Source organism: Mesobacillus campisalis (assembly GCF_000986785.1).
Classification (GTDB): domain Bacteria; phylum Bacillota; class Bacilli; order Bacillales; family Cytobacillaceae; genus Mesobacillus_B; species Mesobacillus_B campisalis.
Genome location: NZ_LAYY01000003.1, coordinates 167,720 through 190,720, shown reverse-complemented (window position 1 = coordinate 190,720; position 23,001 = coordinate 167,720). Strand labels below are relative to the sequence as shown.

Genomic DNA, 23,001 nt, shown 5'->3' with positions numbered 1-23,001 from the left:
GTGGGACATAATATGTCACTCCGGGACATAAAATGACCACGCAAGCTGGAGGGGATTTTTCCCATGGATGAATTGCTTGATATTCAAAAAAGAATATTGCCTGATCTTGTAGAAGTCATGCAAAGACGCGTGCAGATTCTGCAATACATAAATGCCATGCAGCCAGTCGGACGCCGCAACCTGTCCGTCAGCCTCGGGCTTACGGAACGCGTTTTGCGGGGCGAGGTCGATTTTTTAAAAGCGCAGAATTTGCTGGAGTCTTCAGCCCAGGGAATGAGCCTGACCCGTGAAGGGGAAGATATACTGGAAAGACTTGATAGCATAATGCGCGCCATTACGGGTATAAGCAAACTAGAGCAGCAGCTCAAGGCCCAAATGGGCATAGCCAAGGTGATTGTCGTTCCCGGAGACAGCGACCAGTCGCCATGGGTTAAGCGGGAGCTCGGGAAAGCTTGCGCATCCGGAATGAAAAATGCCTTAAAGGAAGACAATATCATTGCCGTAACTGGAGGGACCACGATGTCTGCGGTTGCAGAGATGCTCCCGCAGGAGATGGGTGAGAAGAATTTGCTTTTTGTCCCTGCAAGGGGCGGCCTCGGTGAGGATGTGAACAACCAGGCGAACACCATCAGCGCAATCATGGCCAGCAGGACACATTCCCGTCACCGGGTGTTCTATGTGCCCGACCAGGTGAGCAGCGGGATATACGAGTCTTTCATCCGGGAGCCGCAGGTCAACGAAGTGCTGAATCTCATTAAATCGGCAAGCATGGTTCTTCACGGAATTGGGGATGCTATTGCAATGGCGGAACGCCGGAATACTTCTGCAGCTGATATGGAGAAAATCATCCAGGGAAAAGCAGTTGGCGAGGCATTTGGCTACTATTTTAACGAGTCCGGGGATATCGTCCACCGGGTCCGCACCATCGGGCTTCAGCTCGAGGACCTGCAAACAGTGGACCATATCATCGCCGTAGCCGGTGGAGCATCGAAGGCAAAAGCGATCAGGGCTTACATGAAACAAGCTCCGGACACCACCATCCTCATTACGGATGAAGGAGCGGCAAGACTTTTGGTTCAAGGGTAATCAGCTTGGCCGGAACCGATTCCGGCATGAGCCATACTCTTAATATAAAAATAAAACCATAGCTTTAGGAATAAAAGGAGGAAAAATCATGGCAGTAAAAGTTGGTATTAACGGTTTTGGACGTATTGGGCGTGTGGTATTCCGCGCGGCTCTTAAGAATCCTAACGTGGAAGTAGTGGCAGTAAACGACCTTACTGATGCAAACATGCTTGCACACCTTTTAAAATATGATTCCGTACACGGCAGACTTGACGAGGAAGTGTCCGTTGATGGAGACTACCTGGTTGTTGGCGGACAGCGCGTGAAAGTTATTGCTGAAAGAGATCCTGCACAGCTTGGCTGGGGCGACCTTGGCGTAGAAGTGGTTGTAGAATCAACTGGCCGTTTCACAAAGCGTGCGGATGCAGCGAAGCACCTTGAAGCTGGCGCTAAAAAGGTCATCATCTCTGCTCCTGCCAGCGAAGAAGACATCACAATCGTTATGGGCGTTAACCATGACAAGTACGATGCGGCTAACCACCATGTCATCTCCAATGCATCTTGCACAACAAACTGCTTGGCTCCATTCGCTAAAGTACTTAACGATAAGTTCGGCATCAAGCGCGGCATGATGACAACTGTTCACTCTTACACGAACGACCAGCAAATCCTTGACCTGCCGCATAAAGACTACCGTCGTGCGCGTGCAGCAGCGGAAAACATCATCCCGACAACTACAGGCGCTGCGAAAGCTGTTTCCCTTGTATTGCCTGAGCTGAAAGGCAAGCTGAACGGCGGAGCAATGCGTGTTCCAACTCCAAACGTTTCCCTTGTGGACCTTGTTGCTGAGCTTGACAAGGATGTAACAGTGGAAGAAATCAACTCTGCCCTTAAGGAAGCTGCAGAAGGCGACCTTAAAGGAATCCTTGGCTACAGCGAAGAGCCGCTTGTATCCGGCGACTACAATGGCGACACTCATTCTTCTACTATCGATGCTCTTTCCACTATGGTTATGGAAGGAAACATGGTAAAAGTAATTTCTTGGTACGATAACGAAACTGGCTACTCCAACCGCGTTGTAGACCTTGTTGACTATATCGCTCAAAAAGGCCTGTAAAAAATAATTCCTGAACTTTAGTGGTATCATTGGATAATCCATCCAGAACCATCTATAATTTAAAAGGATGAAAAGGGGGAGTGGGGACCAGTCCCCTCTCCCTTTGTTTTTATGCTTGTTTGCTTGTCTATGATGAAGAGGAGGTTTAAGCCTTGAACAAAAAATCTGTGAAAGATATTGATGTAAAAGGAAAACGAGTATTTTGCCGTGTGGACTTCAATGTCCCGATGAAAGACGGGCAAGTGACGGATGAAACAAGGATCAAAGCAGCATTGCCGACCATCCAGTACCTGAGCGACCAGGGAGCGAAAGTGATCCTTGCCAGCCACCTTGGACGTCCAAAGGGCCAGGCGGTTGAAGAACTTCGCCTGACTCCAGTTGCTGCACGTCTGTCCGAGCTATTGGGCAAGGATGTGAAGAAAACGGATGAGGCATATGGGGAATCCGTTAAAGCAGAAATCAGCTCCATGAATGATGGAGATGTATTGCTTTTGGAAAACGTGCGCTTTTACCCAGGTGAAGAAAAGAACGATGCCGAATTGGCCAAAGCGTTTGCCGACCTGGCTGACATCTACGTCAACGATGCATTTGGTGCTGCACACCGTGCTCATGCCTCCACAGAGGGAATTGCCCATCATCTTCCGGCCGTTTCCGGACTCCTGATGGAAAAGGAACTTGAAGTGCTTGGCAAAGCGCTCTCCAATCCTGAGCGTCCATTCACAGCCATCATTGGCGGAGCAAAGGTAAAAGACAAAATCGGTGTTATCGAAAACCTACTTGAAAAAGTGGACAACCTGATCATTGGCGGCGGTTTGGCTTATACGTTCGTTAAGGCACAGGGCCATGAAGTCGGAAAGTCCCTGCTCGAAGAGGATAAAATTGACCTTGCCAATTCCTTCATGGAAAAAGCAAAAGAAAAAGGCGTTAATTTCTATATGCCTGTCGATGTAACGGTCGCGGATGATTTCTCCGAGCAAGCCAATACAAAGGTAGTGCCAATCAATGAAATTCCTGCTGATTGGGAAGCGCTCGATATCGGCCCGAAAACAATCGAAACCTATCGCGATGTCATCAAGGGCTCCAAGCTTGTCATCTGGAACGGCCCAATGGGTGTGTTCGAGCTTGAGCCATTCGCAAAAGGAACAAAGGGTGTTGCCGAAGCGCTGGCAGAAGCGGCGGATACATATTCCGTCATCGGCGGCGGCGATTCTGCAGCTGCGGTAGAAAAGTTCAATCTTGCAGACAAGATGAGCCATATTTCAACTGGCGGCGGAGCTTCGCTTGAGTTTATGGAAGGCAAAGAGCTTCCAGGCGTTGTCGCTTTGAATGATAAATAAGGATTTTCATTTCGGAACCGGGCTCCGAATTCCCCGGAGCCTTCCGAAGCATTCGGAACCTAGTTAATAATGATTGCAACGAAAGGAAGTGCCGCAATGCGTAAGCCTATTATTGCAGGAAACTGGAAGATGCATAAAACGCTCTCAGAAGCGAAAAAATTTATTGAGGATGTAAATGGTCTTGTTCCATCCAACGAAAAGGTGGAATCCGTGGTGTGCGCCCCTGCCTTGTTCCTTGGCCAGCTGGTCGAGGCAACAAAAGGCTCTGATGTAAGTATCGGTGCCCAAAACATGCATTTCGAGGAAAGCGGTGCATTCACCGGCGAAATCAGCCCGAAAGCATTGCAGGACCTCGGCGTGAAGTATGTTATCATCGGACATTCCGAGCGACGCGAAATGTTCAATGAAACCGACGATTCCGTCAATAAAAAGACTCTATCTGCGTTCAAATACAACTTGACTCCGATCGTCTGCTGCGGTGAAACACTGGAGCAGCGTGAAAACGGCGAAACAAACGAGCTTGTCGGCAATCAGGTAAAGCAGGCTTTGACAGGCCTTACGGAAGAACAGGTAAAACAGACTGTGATTGCTTATGAGCCAATTTGGGCGATCGGAACAGGCAAATCCTCCACTGCACAGGATGCGAACGAAGTTTGTGCGCATATCCGCCAGGTGGTAGGGGAGCAATTTTCACAGGAAGCGGCCGAAGCTGTCCGCATCCAGTACGGCGGCAGTGTCAAGCCTGGAAACATTCAGGAATACATGTCCCAGCCTGACATTGACGGAGCTCTAGTCGGCGGTGCCAGCCTTGAAACGGATTCTTTCCTGCAGCTATTGGAGGCAGGTTCACATGAGTAAAAAATCTCCAACCGCTTTAATCATTCTGGACGGCTTTGCCATTCGGGGCGAGCGCATGGGAAATGCTGTTGCCCAGGCGAAAAAGCCGAACTTTGACCGCTTTTGGAATTCCTACCCTCATGCGCAATTGATTGCGAGCGGGGAAGCGGTCGGCCTTCCAGAAGGCCAGATGGGGAACTCCGAGGTTGGCCACCTGAATATCGGTGCCGGCCGGATTGTGTACCAAAGCTTGACCAGGGTGAACATTTCCATCCGTGAAGGCGAGTTCGAACGAAATGAAACCTTCCTGAATGCCATCAGGCATGCAAAAGAAAAAGGCAAGAGCCTCCACCTTTTCGGACTTTTATCCGACGGCGGCGTGCACAGCCATATCAACCATATGTTTGCGCTGTTGAAGCTGGCTGCAAGCGAAGGCCTTGAGAAGGTTTACGTCCATGCTTTCCTGGACGGCCGGGATGTCGGCCCTCAGACGGCAAAAGGTTATGTGAAGGAAACGCTTGAAAAGATGAGTGAAATTGGTGTTGGTGAATTTGCGACCATTTCCGGACGCTATTATTCCATGGACCGTGACAAGCGCTGGGAGCGGGTTGAAAAATCTTACCGCTCCATGGTGTACGGCGACGGCCCAACGTATTCCAACCCGATGGAACTGATTGAGGACAACTACAACAACGGAATCTTCGATGAATTCGTCATTCCGTCCGTGCTTGTCCGTCCGGATGGCTCGCCGGTGGCCACAGTGGAAGATGAAGATGCGGTTATTTTCTATAATTTCCGTCCTGACCGGGCGATCCAGATTTCCAATACCTTCACCAACAAGGACTTCCGTTCATTCGATCGCGGGCCGAAACACCCGCAAAACCTTCACTTCGTCTGCCTGACTCATTTCAGTGAGAGTGTGGACGGCTATGTGGCGTTTGAACCGATGAACCTTGACAATACGCTTGGAGAGGTGATTTCCCAAAACGGAATGACCCAGCTCCGCATTGCCGAAACGGAAAAATATCCGCATGTTACGTTCTTTATGAGCGGCGGACGCGAGAATGAGTTTCCTGGCGAAAAGCGGATTCTCATCAATTCGCCGAAGGTCGCAACCTACGACCTTAAGCCTGAGATGAGCGCCTATGAAGTAACCGACGCGCTTTTAAAAGAAATTGAAGCTGATAACTTTGATGCCATCATCCTGAATTTCGCCAATCCGGACATGGTCGGCCATTCCGGTATGCTTGAACCAACCATTCAGGCGGTGGAAACAGTTGATGAATGCCTTGGCAAAATTGTCGATCTGATCGTTTCCAAAGGCGGAACAGCGATTATCACAGCTGACCACGGAAACGCGGACGAAGTCGTGACACTTGAAGGCAGCCCTATGACGGCCCATACGACGAACCCTGTCCCTGTCATTGTCACAAAAGAAGGTGCTGAGCTGCGCGAGGACGGAATCCTCGGCGATCTTGCACCGACAATGCTAGACTTGCTCGGTATCAGCCAGCCAGCCGAAATGACCGGAAAAACCCTCATCAAAGAATGAGGCACCCTTTAACGCAATAAAGAGGGTCAGGCACCCTTTACTGCACTAATGCAACAGGGGTCAGGCACCCTTTAGTACGATAAAGAAACTACATTTTAAGGAGAGATTTCAATGCCATTTATTACAGATGTTTATGCTCGTGAAGTACTTGATTCCCGCGGGAACCCTACAGTTGAAGTTGAAGTATACACAGAGTCCGGTGCTTTCGGACGCGCGCTTGTTCCAAGTGGAGCTTCCACTGGTGAATATGAAGCGGTTGAGCTTCGTGACGGCGACAAGAGCCGCTACCTTGGAAAAGGTGTTTTGAAAGCAGTTGAAAACGTGAATGAAGTTATCGCTCCATTCCTTGTTGGCGAAGAGTTCAACGTTCTTGACCAGGTTGGCGTTGACCATGCGCTGATCGAGCTTGACGGTACTGAAAACAAAGGCAAGCTTGGCGCAAACGCAATCCTGGGCGTTTCCATGGCTGTTGCACATGCGGCTGCAGACTACCTTGACATTCCTTTGTACCAATACCTAGGCGGCTTCAACTCCAAGCAGCTTCCAGTTCCAATGATGAACATTGTGAACGGCGGCGAGCACGCTGACAACAACGTGGACATCCAGGAATTCATGGTTATGCCAGTAGGTGCTGAAAGCTTCCGTGAAGCACTTCGCATGGGTGCGGAAATCTTCCACAGCCTGAAGTCTGTTTTGAAAGAAAAAGGCTTGAACACAGCAGTGGGTGACGAAGGCGGATTCGCTCCAAACCTAGGATCCAACGAAGAAGCTCTTCAAACAATCGTAACGGCAATCGAAAAGGCCGGCTATAAGCCAGGCGAGCAAGTAATGCTTGCAATGGATGCTGCTTCTTCCGAGTTCTACAGCAAAGAAGACGGCAAATACCATCTTTCCGGAGAAGGTGTTGTGAAAACATCTGCTGAAATGGTTGACTGGTATGCAGAAATGGCTTCCAAGTACCCAATCATCTCCATCGAAGACGGCCTTGATGAGAACGACTGGGAAGGCCACAAGCTTCTTACTGAGCGCCTTGGCGGCAAAGTACAGCTTGTTGGTGACGACCTGTTCGTTACAAATACGAAGAAATTGTCTCAAGGAATCGAGCAGGGCGTTGGCAACTCCATCCTGATCAAAGTGAACCAAATCGGTACACTTACTGAAACTTTCGACGCAATCGAAATGGCGAAGCGCGCTGGCTACACAGCGGTTATCTCCCACCGTTCTGGTGAAACAGAAGACAGTACAATCGCTGACATCGCCGTTGCGACAAACGCTGGCCAAATCAAAACTGGTGCGCCATCCCGTACAGACCGCGTTGCCAAGTACAACCAGCTTCTTCGCATCGAAGACCAGCTTGGCGAAACAGCGCAGTACAACGGAATCAAATCTTTCTACAACCTTAAGAAGTAATACAGGTTTACAGGACGCCGGCATTTGCCGGCGTTTTTTTATCGCTCGGCGTAGACCCAATTTCGAAGCCCATTTTTTTTAAAAGTGGTCCTCCATAAGGTCGATGAAGGCCCAGAATTTCGATTTTGAGGGAAAAGTGGTCCTCCTAAGGTGGATGGAGGACCAGAATTTCGATATTGAGGGAGAAGTGGTCCTCCTAAGGTGGATGGAGGACCAGAATTTCGATATTGAGGGAAAAGTGGTTCTCCACGGAGGCAATGGAGGACCAGAGTTTCAATATTGAGAGAAAAGAAGTCCTCCATAAGGTCGATGAAGGCCCAGAATTTCGATTTTGAGGGAAAAGTGGTCCTCTATAAGGACGATGGAGGACCTGATTTCCAATCTTGAGGAGAAAATGGTCCTCCATAAGCATGATGGAGGACTGCTTCCTACATTTTGAGTAATTAACCGGTCCTCCACGCCAAGCTCTACATTTAGGATCCACTTGAATAGCGCCTTTATGGAAGGGATATTCACAATATCTGCACCTAGCAGCCAGAAAAGACAGGTATTGTTTCAATCTGGAAAATGTGATACATTTAAAATACTGTTAAATGCAGGCTTTCCAGGAGGTATGCTTCATGCACACATTTTTAGTCGCACTTTTAGTTATTGTTTGTATCAGTCTAATTGTTGTTGTTCTTCTTCAGTCCAGTAAAAGTACAGGCCTATCCGGAGCGATTTCCGGCGGCGCTGAAACGTTGTTCGGCAAGCAGAAGGCACGGGGGATTGACCTTGTCCTGCACCGCATCACCGTTGTGCTGGCTGTCCTATTTTTTGTTCTGTCCATTGCAGTATCGTATTTTGCACTATAAAAAGCGAGCACAAACCGGCTTCGATCGAGGCCGGTTTTTTTGCGGCCTGCCAACTTGGTAAAATATTCATATCCATAATCGCAAACTTTCGAAGGATACAGCCTAAATGCGTATTTCTGGAATGTTGAGACCAGGTTTGTTAAAACTAAAAAGTGTATCCATAATTCGAATGATTAAAATAAAGGGAGTTATAAGATGAAGAAGTTAGTTCCAAAGCCATTCACATTCAAGGCGGGGAAGCGCGCAGTGTTGATGCTGCATGGGTTCACCGGCAATTCAGCCGATGTGCGGATGATGGGAAGGTTCCTTCAGGAAAAAGGATATACCTGCCACGCACCAATTTATAAAGGGCATGGTGTCCCTCCGGAAGAGCTGGTGCATACCGGTCCCGAGGACTGGTGGCAGGATGTCACCAAGGCGTATGAATTTTTGAAAAATGAAGGCCATGAAGAAATCGCTGTGGTCGGTTTATCGCTTGGCGGGGTGTTTTCCCTCAAGCTGGGTTATACAGTGCCTGTGAAGGGTATCGTACCAATGTGCGCACCCATGTACATAAAAAGTGAGGAGACCATGTACAAAGGTGTCCTGGCCTATGCCCGGGAATATAAAAAGCTGGAAGGTAAAAGTGACGAACAAATACAGGCTGAAATGGAAGAGTTCGAGAAAACTCCGATGGGCACCTTAAAGGCGCTCCAAGGCCTTATTTCCGATGTCCGGAACAACGTGGACATGGTCTATGCGCCAACCTTTGTGGTCCAGGCCCGCCATGACAACATGATTAACACGGACAGTGCGAATATTATCTATAACGAGGTTGAAGCCGTCCATAAGGAAATCAAGTGGTATGAAGAGTCCGGGCATGTGATTACCTTTGATAAAGAAAAGGACCAGCTTCATGAAGATGTTTATGCGTTTCTGGAAAAGCTAAATTGGAAAGAATAAATAGATAAGTGTTTTATTATGAGGAACCTTATTAAAGGAGGGATTTTTATGGAAGAAAGCATTCAGGGCCATATTGACCGGCTGCTTCATTATATGAAGGACGAGGCGTATAAGCCGCTGACCATCCAGGAGCTTGAAGAAGCGTTTGGTATTGAGGATTCGGCGACTTTCAAAGAGTTTGTGAAGGCCCTTGTTGTCATGGAGGAAAGAGGGCTGGTTGTGAGGACCCGCAGCAACCGTTACGGTCTTCCTGAGAAAATGAATTTGGTCCGCGGAAAGCTTACCGGGCATGCGAAGGGGTTTGCGTTTGTCATTCCGGAGGAGCCTGGCATGGATGATATTTTCATCCCGCCAAATGAAACGAATAATGCCATGCATGGGGACATTGTCCTTGCGCGCGTTTCGTCCACCAGCTCCGGCCAGCGGCGCGAGGGAACGATTGTCCGGATCATTGAGCGCGGTGTCCAGCAGATTGTCGGCACCTATACGGAAAGCAAGCATTTCGGATTTGTCATTCCGGACGATAAAAAATTCGCCAGTGATATATTTATTCCTAAAGAAGCGAGCATGGGCGCTGTCGAGGGCCATAAAGTGGTAGTCACACTGACAAGCTATCCTGATGGGCGCAAGTCGGCAGAGGGGGAGGTTGTCTCCATCCTGGGACATAAAAATGACCCAGGAGTCGATATTTTATCGGTTATCCATAAGCACGGGCTGCCGATGGAATTTCCGCCGGAAGTCCTGCAGCAGGCGAACGAGACTCCGGATGAAATCGATGAGAGTGAATTGGCCAATCGCCGCGACCTGCGAGACGAAGTGATTGTAACAATCGATGGTGCCGATGCGAAGGACCTTGATGATGCTGTAACGGTCACAAGGCTTGAAAACGGCAACTATAAGCTCGGCGTCCATATCGCCGATGTCAGCTATTATGTGCAGGAAGGTTCGCCGATTGATGTTGAAGCGGCCGAACGTGCAACTAGTGTTTATCTTGTCGACCGGGTAATTCCAATGATTCCGCATCGCCTTTCCAATGGAATTTGCTCATTAAACCCTAAGGTGGACCGCCTTACCTTAAGTTGTTCCATGGAGATTTCTCCAGAGGGTGAAGTAGTCGACCACGAAATTTTCCAAAGTGTCATCAAAACGACTGAAAGGATGACCTATCATGATGTCAACCTTATTCTGGTTGACAAAGATGAAGAGGTCCGCAGCCGTTATGAATCTCTTGTTCCAATGTTCGAAATGATGGAAGAGCTGGCGGCCATTCTGCGCGGCAAACGGATGGGGCGTGGTGCTATCGATTTCGACTTTAAAGAATCGAAGGTCCTTGTCGATGAAAATGGCCATCCGTCCGATGTGGTGCTGCGCGAACGTTCTGTCGCAGAGCGCCTTATTGAAGAATTCATGCTGGTAGCGAATGAAACGGTTGCCGAGCATTTCCACTGGATGGAGGTTCCGTTCATTTACCGAATTCATGAAGACCCGAAAGAAGACAAGCTTCGCCGATTCTTTGAGTTTATTACGAATTTCGGCTATCTTGTAAGGGGAACGGCCAATTCGGTGCACCCAAAGGCACTTCAGGCAATCATCGAGGAAGTGCAAGGCAAGCCGGAGGAAATGGTGATATCGACTGTGATGCTGCGTTCAATGCAGCAGGCAAAGTACTTCGAAGAAAGCCTTGGGCACTTCGGTCTCTCAACCGAGTTCTACACGCACTTCACTTCACCGATCCGCCGTTATCCGGACACCATCGTCCATAGGCTGATCCGCACCTATCTGATTGAAGGCAAGATTGACCAGCACACCAAGGAAAAATGGAATGCTCAGCTGCCGGAAATCGCCAAGCATTCCTCGGACATGGAGCGCCGGGCTGTGGAGGCGGAACGTGAAACCGATGAACTCAAGAAAGCGGAGTATATGGAAGATAAAATCGGCGTCGAGTACGATGGGATTATTTCTTCCGTAACCAATTTCGGCATGTTCGTCGAACTGCCGAATACGATTGAAGGCCTTGTGCATGTGAGCTATATGACCGATGACTATTATCGTTATGATGAGCGGCATTTCGCAATGATTGGCGAGCGGACAGGCAATGTGTTCCGTATTGGCGATGAAATCACCGTCCGTGTTGTCAAGGTCAACAAGGAAGAACGCTCCATCGACTTTGAGATCGTCGGGATGAAAGGCACGCGCCGCCGCGAAACGAACGATGCGCCTAAGGTGTTCAGAACAGGAAGTAGCGAACGCAAGCCGAGAAGAGGCAAAACCGATGATAGCGCAGGCGGAAGCAAGAAACGGGGCGAAGGCGCCAAGAAAAAAAGCCGAAACAAAAAATTCTACGAAAACGCCCCAAAAGCCAAGCGCAAACCAAAACGACGCTAACGCACTAAAGTCCTAAACGGTGCCTGACCCGCACCACGGTAATGCAGTAACGCATAAAACAGTGCCTGACCCGCACTGCGGTGAAGCGCTAAACGGTGCCTGACCCCGCTCAGGCACCGGCTTTTGTGGTATAATGTTGGGAGAGTATAAAGGGGGAAGCAGTATGCCAAAAGGTATTGGCAAAACGGTAGCACAAAACAAAAAAGCCTACCATGATTACTTTATTGAAGAAACCTTTGAAACGGGTATTGTCCTTCAAGGTACAGAGATCAAGTCCATCCGGGCTGGAAAAGTTAACCTAAAAGAATCGTATGCCCGCATCAGGGATGGCGAAGTATTCCTGTATGGAATGCATGTCAGTCCGTATGAACAGGGAAACCGCTATAACCACGACCCATTGCGCGAACGGAAGCTTTTGATGCACCGCCGTGAAATCAGCAAGCTGATTGGTGAAACAAAGGAAATCGGCTATGCGCTAGTGCCTTTGAAGATTTACCTGAAAAACGGGTATGCCAAGGTTTTATTGGGTCTGGCCAAGGGTAAAAAGAAATACGATAAGCGTGAGGACCTGAAAAAGAAAGAAGCCAAACGCGATATCGAGCGGGCTTTCCGCGAGCGCCAGAAGATGTAGAAGGGATGGCGGAAACTGGAAGTGTGTTTCCAGTTGAAAACTTTCTCTGGTATGTTATAATAAATCTTGTCACCACGTGTGGCAAACAGCTTTTGCTCGGTAGCACCGAGTATCCTAACGTCTGTTTATATTATATATGGGGACGCTACGGATTCGACAGGGGTAGTTCGAGCTTAGGTTGCGAGTCGAGGGGATCGGCCTCGTTAAAACGTCAACGCCTATAACTGGCAAAACTAACAACAACCTAGCTTTCGCAGCTTAATAACTGCATAGCTGTTCGCCCCTCCATCGCCTATGTGGTAGGGTAGCGGACTCACTCTTAGTAGGCTACGCCGGATTCCACCGTCTGAGGATGAAGGAAGAGAACAATCAGGCTAGCTGACCGGCCGCCTGTCGGCAGGCAAATGGCTCAGCGAAACGCAAATATGTCGACTACACTCGTAGAAGCTTAAGTGGCGATGCTTCTGGACGTGGGTTCGATTAGTAATTAGTCGCCTTGTATGGCAACATACAAGTGAAAATCCGGCTTTATCGGTGAAACCTAAGTCGCTTTCTATGGCGATAAGGCAATGCCGAGCGGTATGTGGAGCAATCCAACAGCCGTGTATCGACTTATAGGCTGCCTACAGGGCAGTACTAGGATGCGAAATCCTTCCTGTCTCAGGAAAATTTATGATTCGCATAAGACGCCGGAGGACCTGGAGTTCCAGGTTCAAGATATAGTCAGTGCCATGACGAAAGCATGGAAAAGCACGTCCCACCGTCTCCACCAAATACATATTTGGTGGTTTTTTATTTGCATGATAGTTGTTATCTAGTCTACTAAAAAATCAGGGGACAAATACTTAAACGAGGCAGCTTACCCTAAAATGGTGAGCTGCCTATTTATATTTGAAAAAAATAATCTTCAAATTGAATTTTCCTTACAAGGTTTTCCTGACTGTATTTTCCGTTTCTGGCGGTAACGTGCTCATAATGGGTTATGATCCACTGGGCTCTTTTTTTCTTTTTATCCACTCTCAAATAAGGTGTTATTTGCTCCAAAAGTGAAATGACATCTTTTTTAATGATTAAAGTAAATGAATCTTTATGCTTTACAGGGTTGTAATTTCTTTTATTACAAATTGTGCCTCCTGTTAATGATTGAATATAAAGCAAAAGTTCTTTATCCGTTGAAGCGATTGAAATACAAGGTCTGCGATATTCATGGGAATGCATCCTAGATAAAGTAATGGTTCCTTCGCCATCTATAATTCCAGCTACGTAACCTGACTCCCATTCCTTCATTTATAAATCCCCCCAATGTTATCCAAATCTATATAAATTATTATATCAGATTAGGAACATACATTCTGCTTTTTATCTGAAATAAACTGTCTTATAAAATCCATACTCCGAATACCATCAGCAATTAGGAAAAATTTATTTCATCCATTAAGCAGGTTGCGTCCCAAGGGTATGTGCGCGAAGATGAGGAGCTTAAGGTTGGCCTTCGCTGTGCGGCAATCCCTAAACCATATCAGGTTGAATAGCCATAAAGGAAACACCTCTCTTTAAAGGATTCTAAATTGTCAAAAAGTAAGGGTTTACAATAAAAAACTTGTATAGTATCATGAAAATAACTTAGAACAGTGTATAAACAAAGACTACATTCTTTATATTTTTTTTTGAATACATTATAAAACGTTGTTTTATAATATAAAACAACGTAATCTAACTTGTATTATTGTTTTTTTGTCGCAAATAAAAAACAGTGTTCGGCATTATCAAACTAAAATCGGAATAATTCTCATACCTAATGTAGAGTTATTCCGCTGAAAGCAGAGGAGAATCGCATGACCAATCTAGCTTCAATCATGAATGTTTCGCAGGATGCTTACAATCAATTGCAAACAAGTGCTCCTGGTCCTAAGGGGGCACTACCGTTAACTTCGGAAATGTTAAAGCAATGGCCGAGCGGTAATCTGTTTGGCCTGACTCAAAATGTCGGAATGGGCTGGGATCCAAAAAAACTGCTTGGACAGGAAATACTTATTTTGGGAACGCAGGGCGGCATCAAGGCTGAAGACGGCACTCCAATCGCCTTAGGATATCACTCCGGCCATTGGGAAGTTGATGTGTTGATGAAGGCGGCAGCTGAAGCGATAAACGAGCAGGGAAATATTCCATTCGCCGGCTTTGTCAGTGACCCTTGTGACGGGCGTTCGCAAGGAACCAAAGGGATGTTTGATTCGCTCCCATACAGAAATGATGCTTCCATTGTAATTCGCCGGCTTATTCGCTCCCTGCCGACGAGAAAAGCAGTTATCGGAGTGGCAACATGTGATAAGGGATTGCCGGCAATGATGATGGGGCTGGCACATATGCATGATTTGCCAACAGTCATCATCCCGGGCGGAGTGACACTGCCGCCGGAATCAGGCGAAGATGCCGGCAAGATACAGACGATTGGCGCCCGGTATGCAAATGGGGAACTTACGCTTCGTGAAGCGGCCGAATTAGGGTGCAGGGCTTGCGCCACGCCAGGCGGCGGGTGCCAGTTCCTGGGGACTGCTGCGAGTGCCCAGGTTGTCGCAGAAGCACTTGGAATGGCGGTGCCGCATTCCGCCCTGGCGCCATCCGGACAGCTGATCTGGAAAGAAATGGCCAATCAATCCGTCCGAGCCGTAACAAATGCAATAGCACAAAACCTTACAACAAAAGATATCATTACCGATGCCGCTATTCGTAATGCCATGACCGTTCATGCTGCGTTCGGAGGTTCTACAAATCTATTATTGCATATCCCGGCGATTGCCCATGCCGCAGGCTGCCGCGTTCCCGATATCAGGGACTGGGAGGCCATCAACCAAAAGGTGCCAAGATTGGTGAGTGCCCTGCCAAACGGACCGATCGATCATCCAACAGTGAGGGTGTTCCTTGCCGGCGGCGTACCGGAAGTTATGCTGCATTTGCGTGACCTGGATCTGCTGGAGGAAAATGTAAAAACGATAACAGGCGAGACTTTAGGCGACATACTTGCCTGGTGGGAAACTTCCGAAAGGCGCAGGCTTGTCCATGAAAGATTAAAAGCGGATGGAATCAAGCCAGAAGATGTCATCATGAATGTGGAGAAGGCCAGAGCAATCGGCATGACATCGACCATCACATTCCCTACCGGAAATATTGCTCCTGAAGGCGCAATCGTCAAATCAACCTCCATTGACCCGTCGATGCTCGATGAGAACGGGGTCTATTTTCATAAAGGTCCGGTTAAAGTATACACCTCGGAAAAGGCTGTGATTACAGCCATAAAAAATCAGCAAATCGCTGCTAAAGACATTATCGCTCTTATTGGCTGCGGACCTTCAGGAACGGGTATGGAAGAAACTTACCAAGTCACTTCAGCGTTGAAGCATTTATCTTATGGCAAGTATGTGACCCTTATTACCGACGGACGTTTCTCGGGTGTCTCGACAGGGGCTTGCATTGGTCACATCGGTCCGGAGGCGTTGGCGGATGGGCCGATTGGAAAACTGCGCAATGGTGATATCATTCAGGTCAAAATTGATTGCCGCAATTTGCAAGCCACCATTGATTTCGTTGGCGCAGATGGCCGGGAATTTGGAGCACTCGAGGGTAAAAAGCTGCTTGAAGCCCGGACCGTCCATCCTGAACTTCGGGCGAATCAGGATCTTCCAGACGATACAAGGCTCTGGGCGGCACTGCAGGCAGCAAGCGGCGGAACCTGGCGCGGAAGCATATATGATGTTGACAGAATTATAGAAGTGATTGAAAAAGGCATGGAAAAACTAAAGGAAGAACAAAAAGAATCCAGCGCATCAAGCTCTATGTAAAATATGAAGCATCCACGTAGTGTTGGGACTTCGGAAGAGATGACCGCGGTTTCCTTAGCGAAAACCGCAGTCATCTTCCTCCATATATATAAGGGAAGGTGAAATAAATGGAAATGCTTCAGGTTAATAAAAACCAGATTATCAATAGCAGAGGAGAGAGAGTTCAGTTAAGGGGAACTTGCATCGGCGGCTGGATGAACATGGAGGACTTCATTAACGGCTATACCGGTTCAGAGCATGGATTGCGTCATGCGGCTGCGGAAATTCTGGGAGCCTCAAAAGCTGAGTTCTTTTTTGACCGAATGCAGCATTACTTCTTCGGTGAAGATGACATCCAGTTTATTAAAAGCTGGGGAGGAAACACGGTGCGGCTTCCGTTAAACTACCGCCACTTCGAAGATGACGAAGCACCGTTTACTTACATAGAAAAAGGGTTTGAGAAGCTGGACAAGATTTTGGCACTCTGCGAGAAGCATGAGGTATACGTTATCTTGGATTTGCATGCGGTGCAGGGTTTCCAAAATACTCATTGGCACTCGGACAATGATGTGCGTCACAGCTTCTTCTGGCATGATAAAACATCACAAGATAGATTTATAGAGTTATGGAAGGAATTTGCCCGCCGTTATCGGGGACGTGCTGTCATTGCTGGCTATAACTTAATGAATGAACCTTGTACGAATACTCCCCATGGAGATTTTCCTCATAATTTCTTTGCAAACTACAAGCCGGACTGGGAAAGAATGAACAGGGTCTACCGCCGGGCTGTCGAGGCGATTCGCCAGATTGACGACAAACATATTATCTTTCTTGAAGGCGATAATTACTCTAAGCTGTTTGAAGGTCTTGATGCGCCATTTGCAGATAATCTTGTCTACAGCAGCCATAATTATACGGCAGCAGGATTTGGACCAGGACCTTACCCGGGAATCGCAGATGCAAAAACGGCCCGAGTGGAAAGCGGAGTGTATTGGGACAAAGAAAAACAAATAAACGTTTTCCATGAGCACCAAGGAACAAAATTTGCAAAAAAGCATGAAGTTCCACTTTGGATCGGCGAATTTGGTTCCGTGTACAACGGTCCCGCAGATGAAGTGCCTTACAGGTTGACCGCACTTGATGACCAAATCAGTATTTTTGAAGACTTCGGAGCCCATTGGACAACATGGACCTATAAGGACGTCGGAGTCATGGGGCTTGCCAACTTACATCCTGAATCAGAATATATGCAGCGTATTTCATCCATCATTAACATGAAGCATCGCCTCAATACGGATGACTGGATGATTTGGCTCCCTGGTCAGGAAGCAAGAGCCTCAATCGAGTCGCTTGCTGCCCACTTGGAAGATGTCATTGGCGACCCGGCTATTGACCACCGTTTCAATGTGGCTGCCTTGTCGCAAGCTGTTTTAACCGTTTACGCCGGCTCCTTAATCCAGCCTGCTTATGTAAAGGCTTTCGAGGGGCTGTCGGAAGAGCAGCTTGACACTGTGCTGCAATCTTTCGCTTTTAAAAACTGTCTTGTTAATGATGGGTTAGTAAATGTGCTAAATAAATACACGAAAATCAATGTGAGGGGTTGAATGATTTGAAGAAAGTTTCCCTAATAATCGTCTCGGTTTTTTTCCTCATTTTATCTTCTGCATGTTCCAGTGAAGGTACTGCAAACCAAACGAAGTCACAAGGATCCGGTGATCAAATCACTCTTGACCTCTGGCACTTTGACCCAGGCGAGAGAATGGAGATATACGCTGAAGCTGTAAAACGTTTTGAAGAGAAACATCCAAATGTAAAAGTGAATGTGCTCCAGGTACCAAATGATGAATATAAACAGCGCGTTGTCGTTGCCATGGCCGGCGGAAATGCACCTGATGTATTTGCAAGCTGGGGCGGCGGCTGGCTGCACGAATTCGTAAAATCAGACCAGGTTTTGGACTTAACAGAGCAAGACATTGATTTTGACAAGTTCATTGACGTAGCTCTGGCAAACGCAAAATACGACGAAAAGATTTATGGCCTTCCACTCGGTATCTCTCTTTATACATTCTATTACAATAAAGAGATTTTCGAGAAAAATGGGTTGGAAGTTCCGAAGACCTATGACGAGTTCCTGAATGTTGTTGATGTATTAAAGGAAACAGGCATTTACCCAATCGCCATGGCAAATCAGCCAAAATGGCCAGGTGCCTTCTATTTAATGTACTTCGCTGACCGGCTGGGGGGAGAGCAAGTATTCCAGAATGCCTTAAACAGAACGGGAGAAGGGTTTGATAGTCCTTATTATGTAGAAGCAGGAAAGTATATTCAGGATTTGGTAAAAAGGGAAGCATTTAACCCTGGATTTAACGGTTTGCCGTATGATGCCGGTTCTGCAAGGCAGCTAATGTATTCTGACCAGGCTGCCATGATGCTCATGACCGGAGGTTTTGTCAACAATGTCCGCCAGGAGTTCCCTGCATTCGAAGAAAAAATGGGCGTATTCCAATTCCCGGCGATTGAAGGAGGAAAAGGAGATCCAACAAACATCAGCGGCGGCATATCTCCAACCTGGTCCATAAAGAAGGATACAAAGCATCCTGAATTGACCGTTGAATTGCTGAATGAGCTGACAAGCCTGGAAACAGCACAAGACTATGTGAACCGTTCCGGTAACGTTGTTGCGATTAAAGGTGTGGAAGTTAAGGACCCATACGTAGAAACCTTTACACAATGGGTAAATGAGGCAAATGCAATACAGTTTCCATATGACCAGACATTGCCGCCTGAACTGGCTGAGGTTCATAAAAATACAACATTTGACTTGTTCGGCTTAACGACTACTCCGGAAAAAGCAGCCGAGGAGATGGAAAAGAAGGCTAAAGAAGTCATTAAGTAGGAACGCCCGGAAAAGATTGAAGTGCCAGCCTCTCGCATGATTTGCTTAAGGTCCTGTCCATGATCCAATTATCCATGGCAGGGCCTTTAAATCAATTTTTTTAACCACTGCCTGTTTTTAAGAACTATAGAAGCAGTAAAGGATGTGATTATTATGATTTCTGAAAGCAAGTTGGAAACAGCAAGAATGGAAGCCGAAGTAAAACTGGTCCGCAAGAAACAAAAGAAAAAAGATATACTGGTCATCCTGTCCTTTATGCTTCCGGCCTTATTTGTTTACACCATCTTTATTCTCTATCCCATCATCACAACGTTTAATTACAGTTTGTTTGATTGGAATGGAATGGGAGAAAGGGTGTTTGTCGGGCTGCAGAATTATACAGCCCTGTTATCGGACAATACATTTTGGCACGCTTTAAAAAATAATGCCTATCTTATTTTAGTGTCCGTTTTCGTTCAGATCCCGCTTGGACTGATAATGGCACTGGTGTTATTTAGCAGCATTCGCGGCAAAAAGGTCCTAAATGTTCTCTTCTTCCTGCCATACTTGATGTCTACTGTTGCCGTCGGTTTACTATGGATCTTTATGTTTGACCCCGTAAACGGACCAGTAAATAAGCTATTGAACTTTTTCAGTTTTGAATCGATTCATTGGCTTTCCGGCAGCAACTCGGCACTGATCGCTATTTTAATCGTTATGGCCTGGCAGTTTGCGCCTTTTTATATGATTCTATTTAAAGCGGCCATGGTTGGGATACCAGAAGAATTGTATGAAGCCGCAGAGATTGACGGAGCCAATGGGACAAAGAAGTTTTTCTATGTTACACTGCCTTCCTTAATGCCAACGATTGTCAGTTCCTCGATTTTGGCAGTAGTTGGATCGCTGAAGACCTTCGACCTGTTCTATGTAATGACAGGAGGCGGGTCGGGGAATGCAACGGAAATCCTGGGAACCTATATGTACAGGCAGGCCTTCGTTAACTTTAAGATGGGGTACGGCAGTACGATTGCCGCGATGATGTTTATTATCGCCTTGGTATGCGCAGTGGGCATCTTGTTCCTGGACTTTAAACGCCGTAAGAAACAGGGGGTAGCATAAATGCGATGGATTGGGACAATGAATAAATCGCTGCTGTATGTATTTGTTGGGATCTTGCTGGTGTTTACAAGCTATCCGTTTCTGTATATGATTGCAACCTCCTTTAAGAGCATGCAGGAATTCTTTCAGGATCCGTTTTCGATCATCCTTGGCTCTGTCACGTTAGAGCAATATGCATCGGTTTTTTCGATGGGACTGATGACGTATTTCATCAACAGCCTCATTGTTACGGTAGTCGCCGTCCTGCTCGTTATTGTGCTTGCAGCGATGGCAAGCTATCCGTTAAGCCGGATGAAGTTCAAACTGAATAAACCGCTATTCGTATTGTTTCTTGGCGGAATGATGATCCCGGTTCATGCTACGCTGATTCCAATTTTTATCATGTCAAATGATTTGGGCTTGTATGATAAGCTGTTTGCGCTGCTTGGGCCTTATGTAGCCTTTGCCCTGCCGATTTCCGTATTTATTTTCACACAGTTCATGCAGGATCTTCCAAGTGAGCTGGAGGAAGCGGCAAAAATGGACGGAGCCGGGCATTTAGTGATTTTTTCAAAAATACTCGTCCCAAATCTGAAGCCGGCCATTGCGACGATTGTCATTTATAATGTCGTTCACATCTGGAATGAATTTATATTTGCATTGATCTTGATTCAGTCCCAAAGCAAAATGACGCTCCCAATCGGACTGCAAAAGTTTTACGGTGAATTTTCGGTCAATGTGCCTGGACTGATGGCTGCGCTGACGCTGGCAAGCTTCCCGGTTTTGATAATCTTTGTCCTGGCACAGGAAAAAGTAGTGAAAGGCTTGATAGGCGGCGCTGTAAAAGGATAGGATCTGCCTTTATGACGTATGTGTGTATGAAAGTAAAAACGGAGTTTGATATCATATAACTAAAATCAGACAGGAGGAACTAATTTTGGCAGCTACAAATCTTTTTACAGGAATTATCCCGCCGGTATCCACCATTTTTAACAAAGACGGCAAGCTTGATCAAGCAGGAATGAGCCTGCTTATTAACGATCTAATCTCAAGAGGTGTAAATGGCCTGTTTTTCCTTGGCACAGGCGGCGAATTCAGCCAGCTGACAATTGAAGAGCGCAAGGAAGTCGCCGAATTTGCTGTGAAAGAAGTAAACGGCCGCGTTCCTGTTTTGATTGGGACAGGTGCTCTGAACACAAAAACGGTTATTGAACTGAATAAGCACGCCAAGGCGATTCAGGCAGACGGTGTAGTTGTCGTTAATCCGTATTATTTGACACTCTCCGAGGAGAATTTATACCGTCATTACAGCGAAATCGCCGAGCACACGGAACTTCCAATCCTGCTTTACAATTTTCCGGCACTAACAGGCCAGAATTTATCAGCCAACCTGGTTTTAAGGCTTGTAAATCAATACAATCATATTGTGGGAATTAAAGAGACAGTAGAAAAAATAGGGCATATCCGCGAGATCATTTTGAAAGTGAAAAGCGGCAATCCCGAATTTCGCGTTCTTTGCGGGTATGAAGATTTGTTTTTGGATACCCTGACCTTGGGCGGGGACGGAATAATTGGTGCAGGATGCAATTTTGCGCCTGAGCTTTCCATTGATTTGTACGATGCATTCCTTAGGGGGGATTACCAAAAAGCGGTGGAGTTGAATAAACGGCTTGCCATGATTCCCGAAATGTATAAGCTGGACACACCGTTCATCAATGTTATCAAAGAAGCCATTGCCATGTCCGGGCTGGATATCTCCACCGAAGTATTGCCGCCTGTCCGGCCTCTTGATGAGGAGAAGAAGAAGGAACTGGAAAATATTCTGAAACAAGCAGAAATTTTAGCCAAAAATGTGTAGGGATGGCGAAGAATATTTAACGAGGCAGTTTGACATTAACTGAATTTTATAAAAAATAGTCTTTTGTCCACTTCCAGATATGTCATTATTCCTATACTATTTATAGCAGCCAAACTGTTGTTTGGCAAAGGAGTGCTTCCCTGGTGAGCGAGAAGCAGCTTAAATAAAAGGAGGAATAAAAGTGAAGAAAAAAGTACTTGTGCTGGCTTTATCTGCAGTCATTGCAGGGTCTGGTGCAGCAATGGCACCAGCTTTTGCTGCCGGAAACGGTCCTGACGTGAATGGAAATCAAACGGTGCAGACAGCCATGCTCACTACTTATAATGAAATGGCGGATTTCTTGAAAAAGGAAGCGGCCAAGCAGGAACGGCTGGAGCTTGAAGTAATTGGCCAGACCGTGAAAGGGCGGGATCTTTTCCTGGCGAAATACATAACGAACCCTGAAAACCCGACCATTCTGTACCTTACACAGCAGCACGGAAATGAGGCAATGACCACAGAGGGAGCCTTGGACTATATCCGGCACCTTGGCTCGGGCAGCAAGAAGGTCAATGAGATGCTTGATAACGTCAATATTCTGATTGTGCCAATGCTGAATGCGGACGGTGCCATGGGAGATGTGAATTTCCCGCTGGATAATTACATGGCGAGCGGACGCCATCTAACCAGGTTTAATGCTGACAGGGTTGACCTGAACCGTGACCATGTCAACAAAGTCACTCCAGAGGTACAGGCCCTGCATCAAAATGTCCTTCAAAAATATAAGATTGATTATATGATTGACTTCCATCACCAGGGAACACAAGAGGACTATTTCGGAAAGCTGACTACTGGTGCCCTGCTTACTCCTCAAAGTCCTGACGTGGCTCCAGAGGTTGCTTTGAACTCGAAAAAGCTGGCGACGGTCCTATATGAAGGAGTCGATAAAACGGGTTGGGCGTTTCTATTGAAATTTGATGAACCAACCACCAATTCTGCTGTCGCGTCCAATGCCATGGCGCTTCAGTACGACATTCCTGTCATCCTGTTCGAAATGCGCGGTATGGCAGACCATTCCTACGAGCCATATGTACTCGGACAAAAGTCAAACGGTTATCTGATTAAGCAGGCTTTCCTGGCAATGGAATCCACTGCCAAAGCCATTGCAGACGGTTCGATTGACAGCGCTGATCCTTCTGTCTACGATAACCTGCCTGAACAGCATTACAGCTACTAACAGCGAAAA

The 23,001-nt window shown here is 47.0% G+C and carries 19 protein-coding genes and 1 other RNA gene; 19 read left to right on the top strand and 1 reads right to left on the bottom strand.

What is annotated here, in order from left to right:
• Positions 1–63: 63 nt before the first annotated feature.
• The 12 genes from WQ57_RS04125 (at position 64) to ssrA (ending at position 12,613) form a co-directional block, all read left to right on the top strand.
• Entirely contained in the window at positions 64–1,086 is a 1,023-nt protein-coding gene (locus WQ57_RS04125) for a sugar-binding transcriptional regulator (protein WP_046522454.1), read from the top strand.
• Positions 1,087–1,174: 88 nt separating this feature from the next.
• The gene (gene gap, locus WQ57_RS04120; protein WP_046522453.1) at positions 1,175–2,182 is read left to right on the top strand and encodes a type I glyceraldehyde-3-phosphate dehydrogenase; all 1,008 of its coding nucleotides are present in this window, start codon (positions 1,175–1,177) and stop codon (positions 2,180–2,182) included.
• Positions 2,183–2,334: 152 nt separating this feature from the next.
• Positions 2,335–3,519, top strand: coding sequence for a phosphoglycerate kinase (locus WQ57_RS04115; protein ID WP_046522452.1), 1,185 nt, complete (start codon positions 2,335–2,337; stop codon positions 3,517–3,519).
• A 96-nt stretch (positions 3,520–3,615) separates the two neighbouring features.
• The gene (tpiA, locus tag WQ57_RS04110; RefSeq protein WP_046522451.1) at positions 3,616–4,377 is read left to right on the top strand and encodes a triose-phosphate isomerase; all 762 of its coding nucleotides are present in this window, start codon (positions 3,616–3,618) and stop codon (positions 4,375–4,377) included.
• Complete coding sequence (gene gpmI / locus WQ57_RS04105) at positions 4,370–5,908, top strand: 2,3-bisphosphoglycerate-independent phosphoglycerate mutase (RefSeq protein ID WP_046522450.1); 1,539 nt, start codon at positions 4,370–4,372, stop codon at positions 5,906–5,908. Before tpiA ends, gpmI begins: the two co-directional genes overlap by 8 nt.
• A gap of 111 nt (positions 5,909–6,019) precedes the next feature.
• Entirely contained in the window at positions 6,020–7,318 is a 1,299-nt protein-coding gene (eno, locus tag WQ57_RS04100; RefSeq protein WP_046522449.1) for a phosphopyruvate hydratase, read from the top strand.
• A gap of 154 nt (positions 7,319–7,472) precedes the next feature.
• Positions 7,473–7,601, top strand: coding sequence for a hypothetical protein (locus WQ57_RS27290; protein ID WP_277620270.1), 129 nt, complete (start codon positions 7,473–7,475; stop codon positions 7,599–7,601).
• Between the two features lie 337 nt (positions 7,602–7,938).
• The gene (secG, locus tag WQ57_RS04090) at positions 7,939–8,172 is read left to right on the top strand and encodes a preprotein translocase subunit SecG (protein WP_046522447.1); all 234 of its coding nucleotides are present in this window, start codon (positions 7,939–7,941) and stop codon (positions 8,170–8,172) included.
• 195 nt (positions 8,173–8,367) lie between these two features.
• Positions 8,368–9,114: an alpha/beta hydrolase gene (locus WQ57_RS04085; protein ID WP_046522446.1), complete on the top strand. Its 747-nt coding sequence runs from the start codon at positions 8,368–8,370 to the stop codon at positions 9,112–9,114.
• Between the two features lie 48 nt (positions 9,115–9,162).
• The gene (gene rnr, locus WQ57_RS04080) at positions 9,163–11,499 is read left to right on the top strand and encodes a ribonuclease R (RefSeq protein WP_046522445.1); all 2,337 of its coding nucleotides are present in this window, start codon (positions 9,163–9,165) and stop codon (positions 11,497–11,499) included.
• A 163-nt stretch (positions 11,500–11,662) separates the two neighbouring features.
• Positions 11,663–12,130 (top strand): SsrA-binding protein SmpB, encoded by a 468-nt coding sequence (gene smpB, locus WQ57_RS04075; protein ID WP_046522444.1) that lies wholly within the window; start codon positions 11,663–11,665, stop codon positions 12,128–12,130.
• A gap of 146 nt (positions 12,131–12,276) precedes the next feature.
• Positions 12,277–12,613: a transfer-messenger RNA gene (gene ssrA, locus WQ57_RS25865) on the top strand.
• A 402-nt stretch (positions 12,614–13,015) separates the two neighbouring features.
• On the opposite strand, the gene WQ57_RS04070 is transcribed toward ssrA, so the two are convergent.
• Positions 13,016–13,417, bottom strand: a complete 402-nt coding sequence (locus WQ57_RS04070; RefSeq protein WP_046522443.1) for an LAGLIDADG family homing endonuclease — start codon at positions 13,415–13,417, stop codon at positions 13,016–13,018.
• A 548-nt stretch (positions 13,418–13,965) separates the two neighbouring features.
• Between WQ57_RS04070 and WQ57_RS04065 the strand changes: the two genes are divergently transcribed.
• The 7 genes from WQ57_RS04065 (at position 13,966) to WQ57_RS04035 (ending at position 22,992) form a co-directional block, all read left to right on the top strand.
• On the top strand, positions 13,966–15,966 hold the full coding sequence (locus WQ57_RS04065) for a YjhG/YagF family D-xylonate dehydratase (RefSeq protein WP_156183045.1): 2,001 nt from the start codon (positions 13,966–13,968) through the stop codon (positions 15,964–15,966).
• A 107-nt stretch (positions 15,967–16,073) separates the two neighbouring features.
• Entirely contained in the window at positions 16,074–17,549 is a 1,476-nt protein-coding gene (locus tag WQ57_RS04060) for a glycoside hydrolase family 5 protein (protein WP_046522442.1), read from the top strand.
• Between the two features lie 5 nt (positions 17,550–17,554).
• Complete coding sequence (locus tag WQ57_RS04055) at positions 17,555–18,841, top strand: extracellular solute-binding protein (RefSeq protein ID WP_046522441.1); 1,287 nt, start codon at positions 17,555–17,557, stop codon at positions 18,839–18,841.
• 153 nt (positions 18,842–18,994) lie between these two features.
• Positions 18,995–19,939, top strand: coding sequence for a carbohydrate ABC transporter permease (locus WQ57_RS04050; RefSeq protein WP_084820147.1), 945 nt, complete (start codon positions 18,995–18,997; stop codon positions 19,937–19,939).
• The gene (locus WQ57_RS04045; RefSeq protein ID WP_046522440.1) at positions 19,940–20,770 is read left to right on the top strand and encodes a carbohydrate ABC transporter permease; all 831 of its coding nucleotides are present in this window, start codon (positions 19,940–19,942) and stop codon (positions 20,768–20,770) included.
• Positions 20,771–20,855: 85 nt separating this feature from the next.
• The gene (dapA, locus tag WQ57_RS04040; protein WP_046522439.1) at positions 20,856–21,776 is read left to right on the top strand and encodes a 4-hydroxy-tetrahydrodipicolinate synthase; all 921 of its coding nucleotides are present in this window, start codon (positions 20,856–20,858) and stop codon (positions 21,774–21,776) included.
• Between the two features lie 181 nt (positions 21,777–21,957).
• The gene (locus WQ57_RS04035; protein ID WP_046522438.1) at positions 21,958–22,992 is read left to right on the top strand and encodes a M14 family zinc carboxypeptidase; all 1,035 of its coding nucleotides are present in this window, start codon (positions 21,958–21,960) and stop codon (positions 22,990–22,992) included.
• Positions 22,993–23,001: the final 9 nt, after the last annotated feature.

Excerpts from the sequence above, each read along its gene's own strand:
- eno (WP_046522449.1), top strand. The coding sequence starts at position 6,020 with ATGCCATTTATTACAGATGTTTATGCTCGTGAAGTACTTGATTCCCGC.
- WQ57_RS04125 (WP_046522454.1), top strand. The coding sequence starts at position 64 with ATGGATGAATTGCTTGATATTCAAAAAAGAATATTGCCTGATCTTGTA.
- gap (WP_046522453.1), top strand. The coding sequence starts at position 1,175 with ATGGCAGTAAAAGTTGGTATTAACGGTTTTGGACGTATTGGGCGTGTG.
- WQ57_RS04050 (WP_084820147.1), top strand. The coding sequence starts at position 18,995 with ATGATTTCTGAAAGCAAGTTGGAAACAGCAAGAATGGAAGCCGAAGTA.
- WQ57_RS27290 (WP_277620270.1), top strand. The coding sequence starts at position 7,473 with ATGGAGGACCAGAATTTCGATATTGAGGGAGAAGTGGTCCTCCTAAGG.
- WQ57_RS04085 (WP_046522446.1), top strand. The coding sequence starts at position 8,368 with ATGAAGAAGTTAGTTCCAAAGCCATTCACATTCAAGGCGGGGAAGCGC.
- rnr (WP_046522445.1), top strand. The coding sequence starts at position 9,163 with ATGGAAGAAAGCATTCAGGGCCATATTGACCGGCTGCTTCATTATATG.
- WQ57_RS04060 (WP_046522442.1), top strand. The coding sequence starts at position 16,074 with ATGGAAATGCTTCAGGTTAATAAAAACCAGATTATCAATAGCAGAGGA.
- tpiA (WP_046522451.1), top strand. The coding sequence starts at position 3,616 with ATGCGTAAGCCTATTATTGCAGGAAACTGGAAGATGCATAAAACGCTC.
- secG (WP_046522447.1), top strand. The coding sequence starts at position 7,939 with ATGCACACATTTTTAGTCGCACTTTTAGTTATTGTTTGTATCAGTCTA.
- WQ57_RS04070 (WP_046522443.1), bottom strand. The coding sequence starts at position 13,417 with ATGAAGGAATGGGAGTCAGGTTACGTAGCTGGAATTATAGATGGCGAA.
- WQ57_RS04045 (WP_046522440.1), top strand. The coding sequence starts at position 19,940 with ATGCGATGGATTGGGACAATGAATAAATCGCTGCTGTATGTATTTGTT.
- smpB (WP_046522444.1), top strand. The coding sequence starts at position 11,663 with ATGCCAAAAGGTATTGGCAAAACGGTAGCACAAAACAAAAAAGCCTAC.
- gpmI (WP_046522450.1), top strand. The coding sequence starts at position 4,370 with ATGAGTAAAAAATCTCCAACCGCTTTAATCATTCTGGACGGCTTTGCC.
- WQ57_RS04065 (WP_156183045.1), top strand. The coding sequence starts at position 13,966 with ATGACCAATCTAGCTTCAATCATGAATGTTTCGCAGGATGCTTACAAT.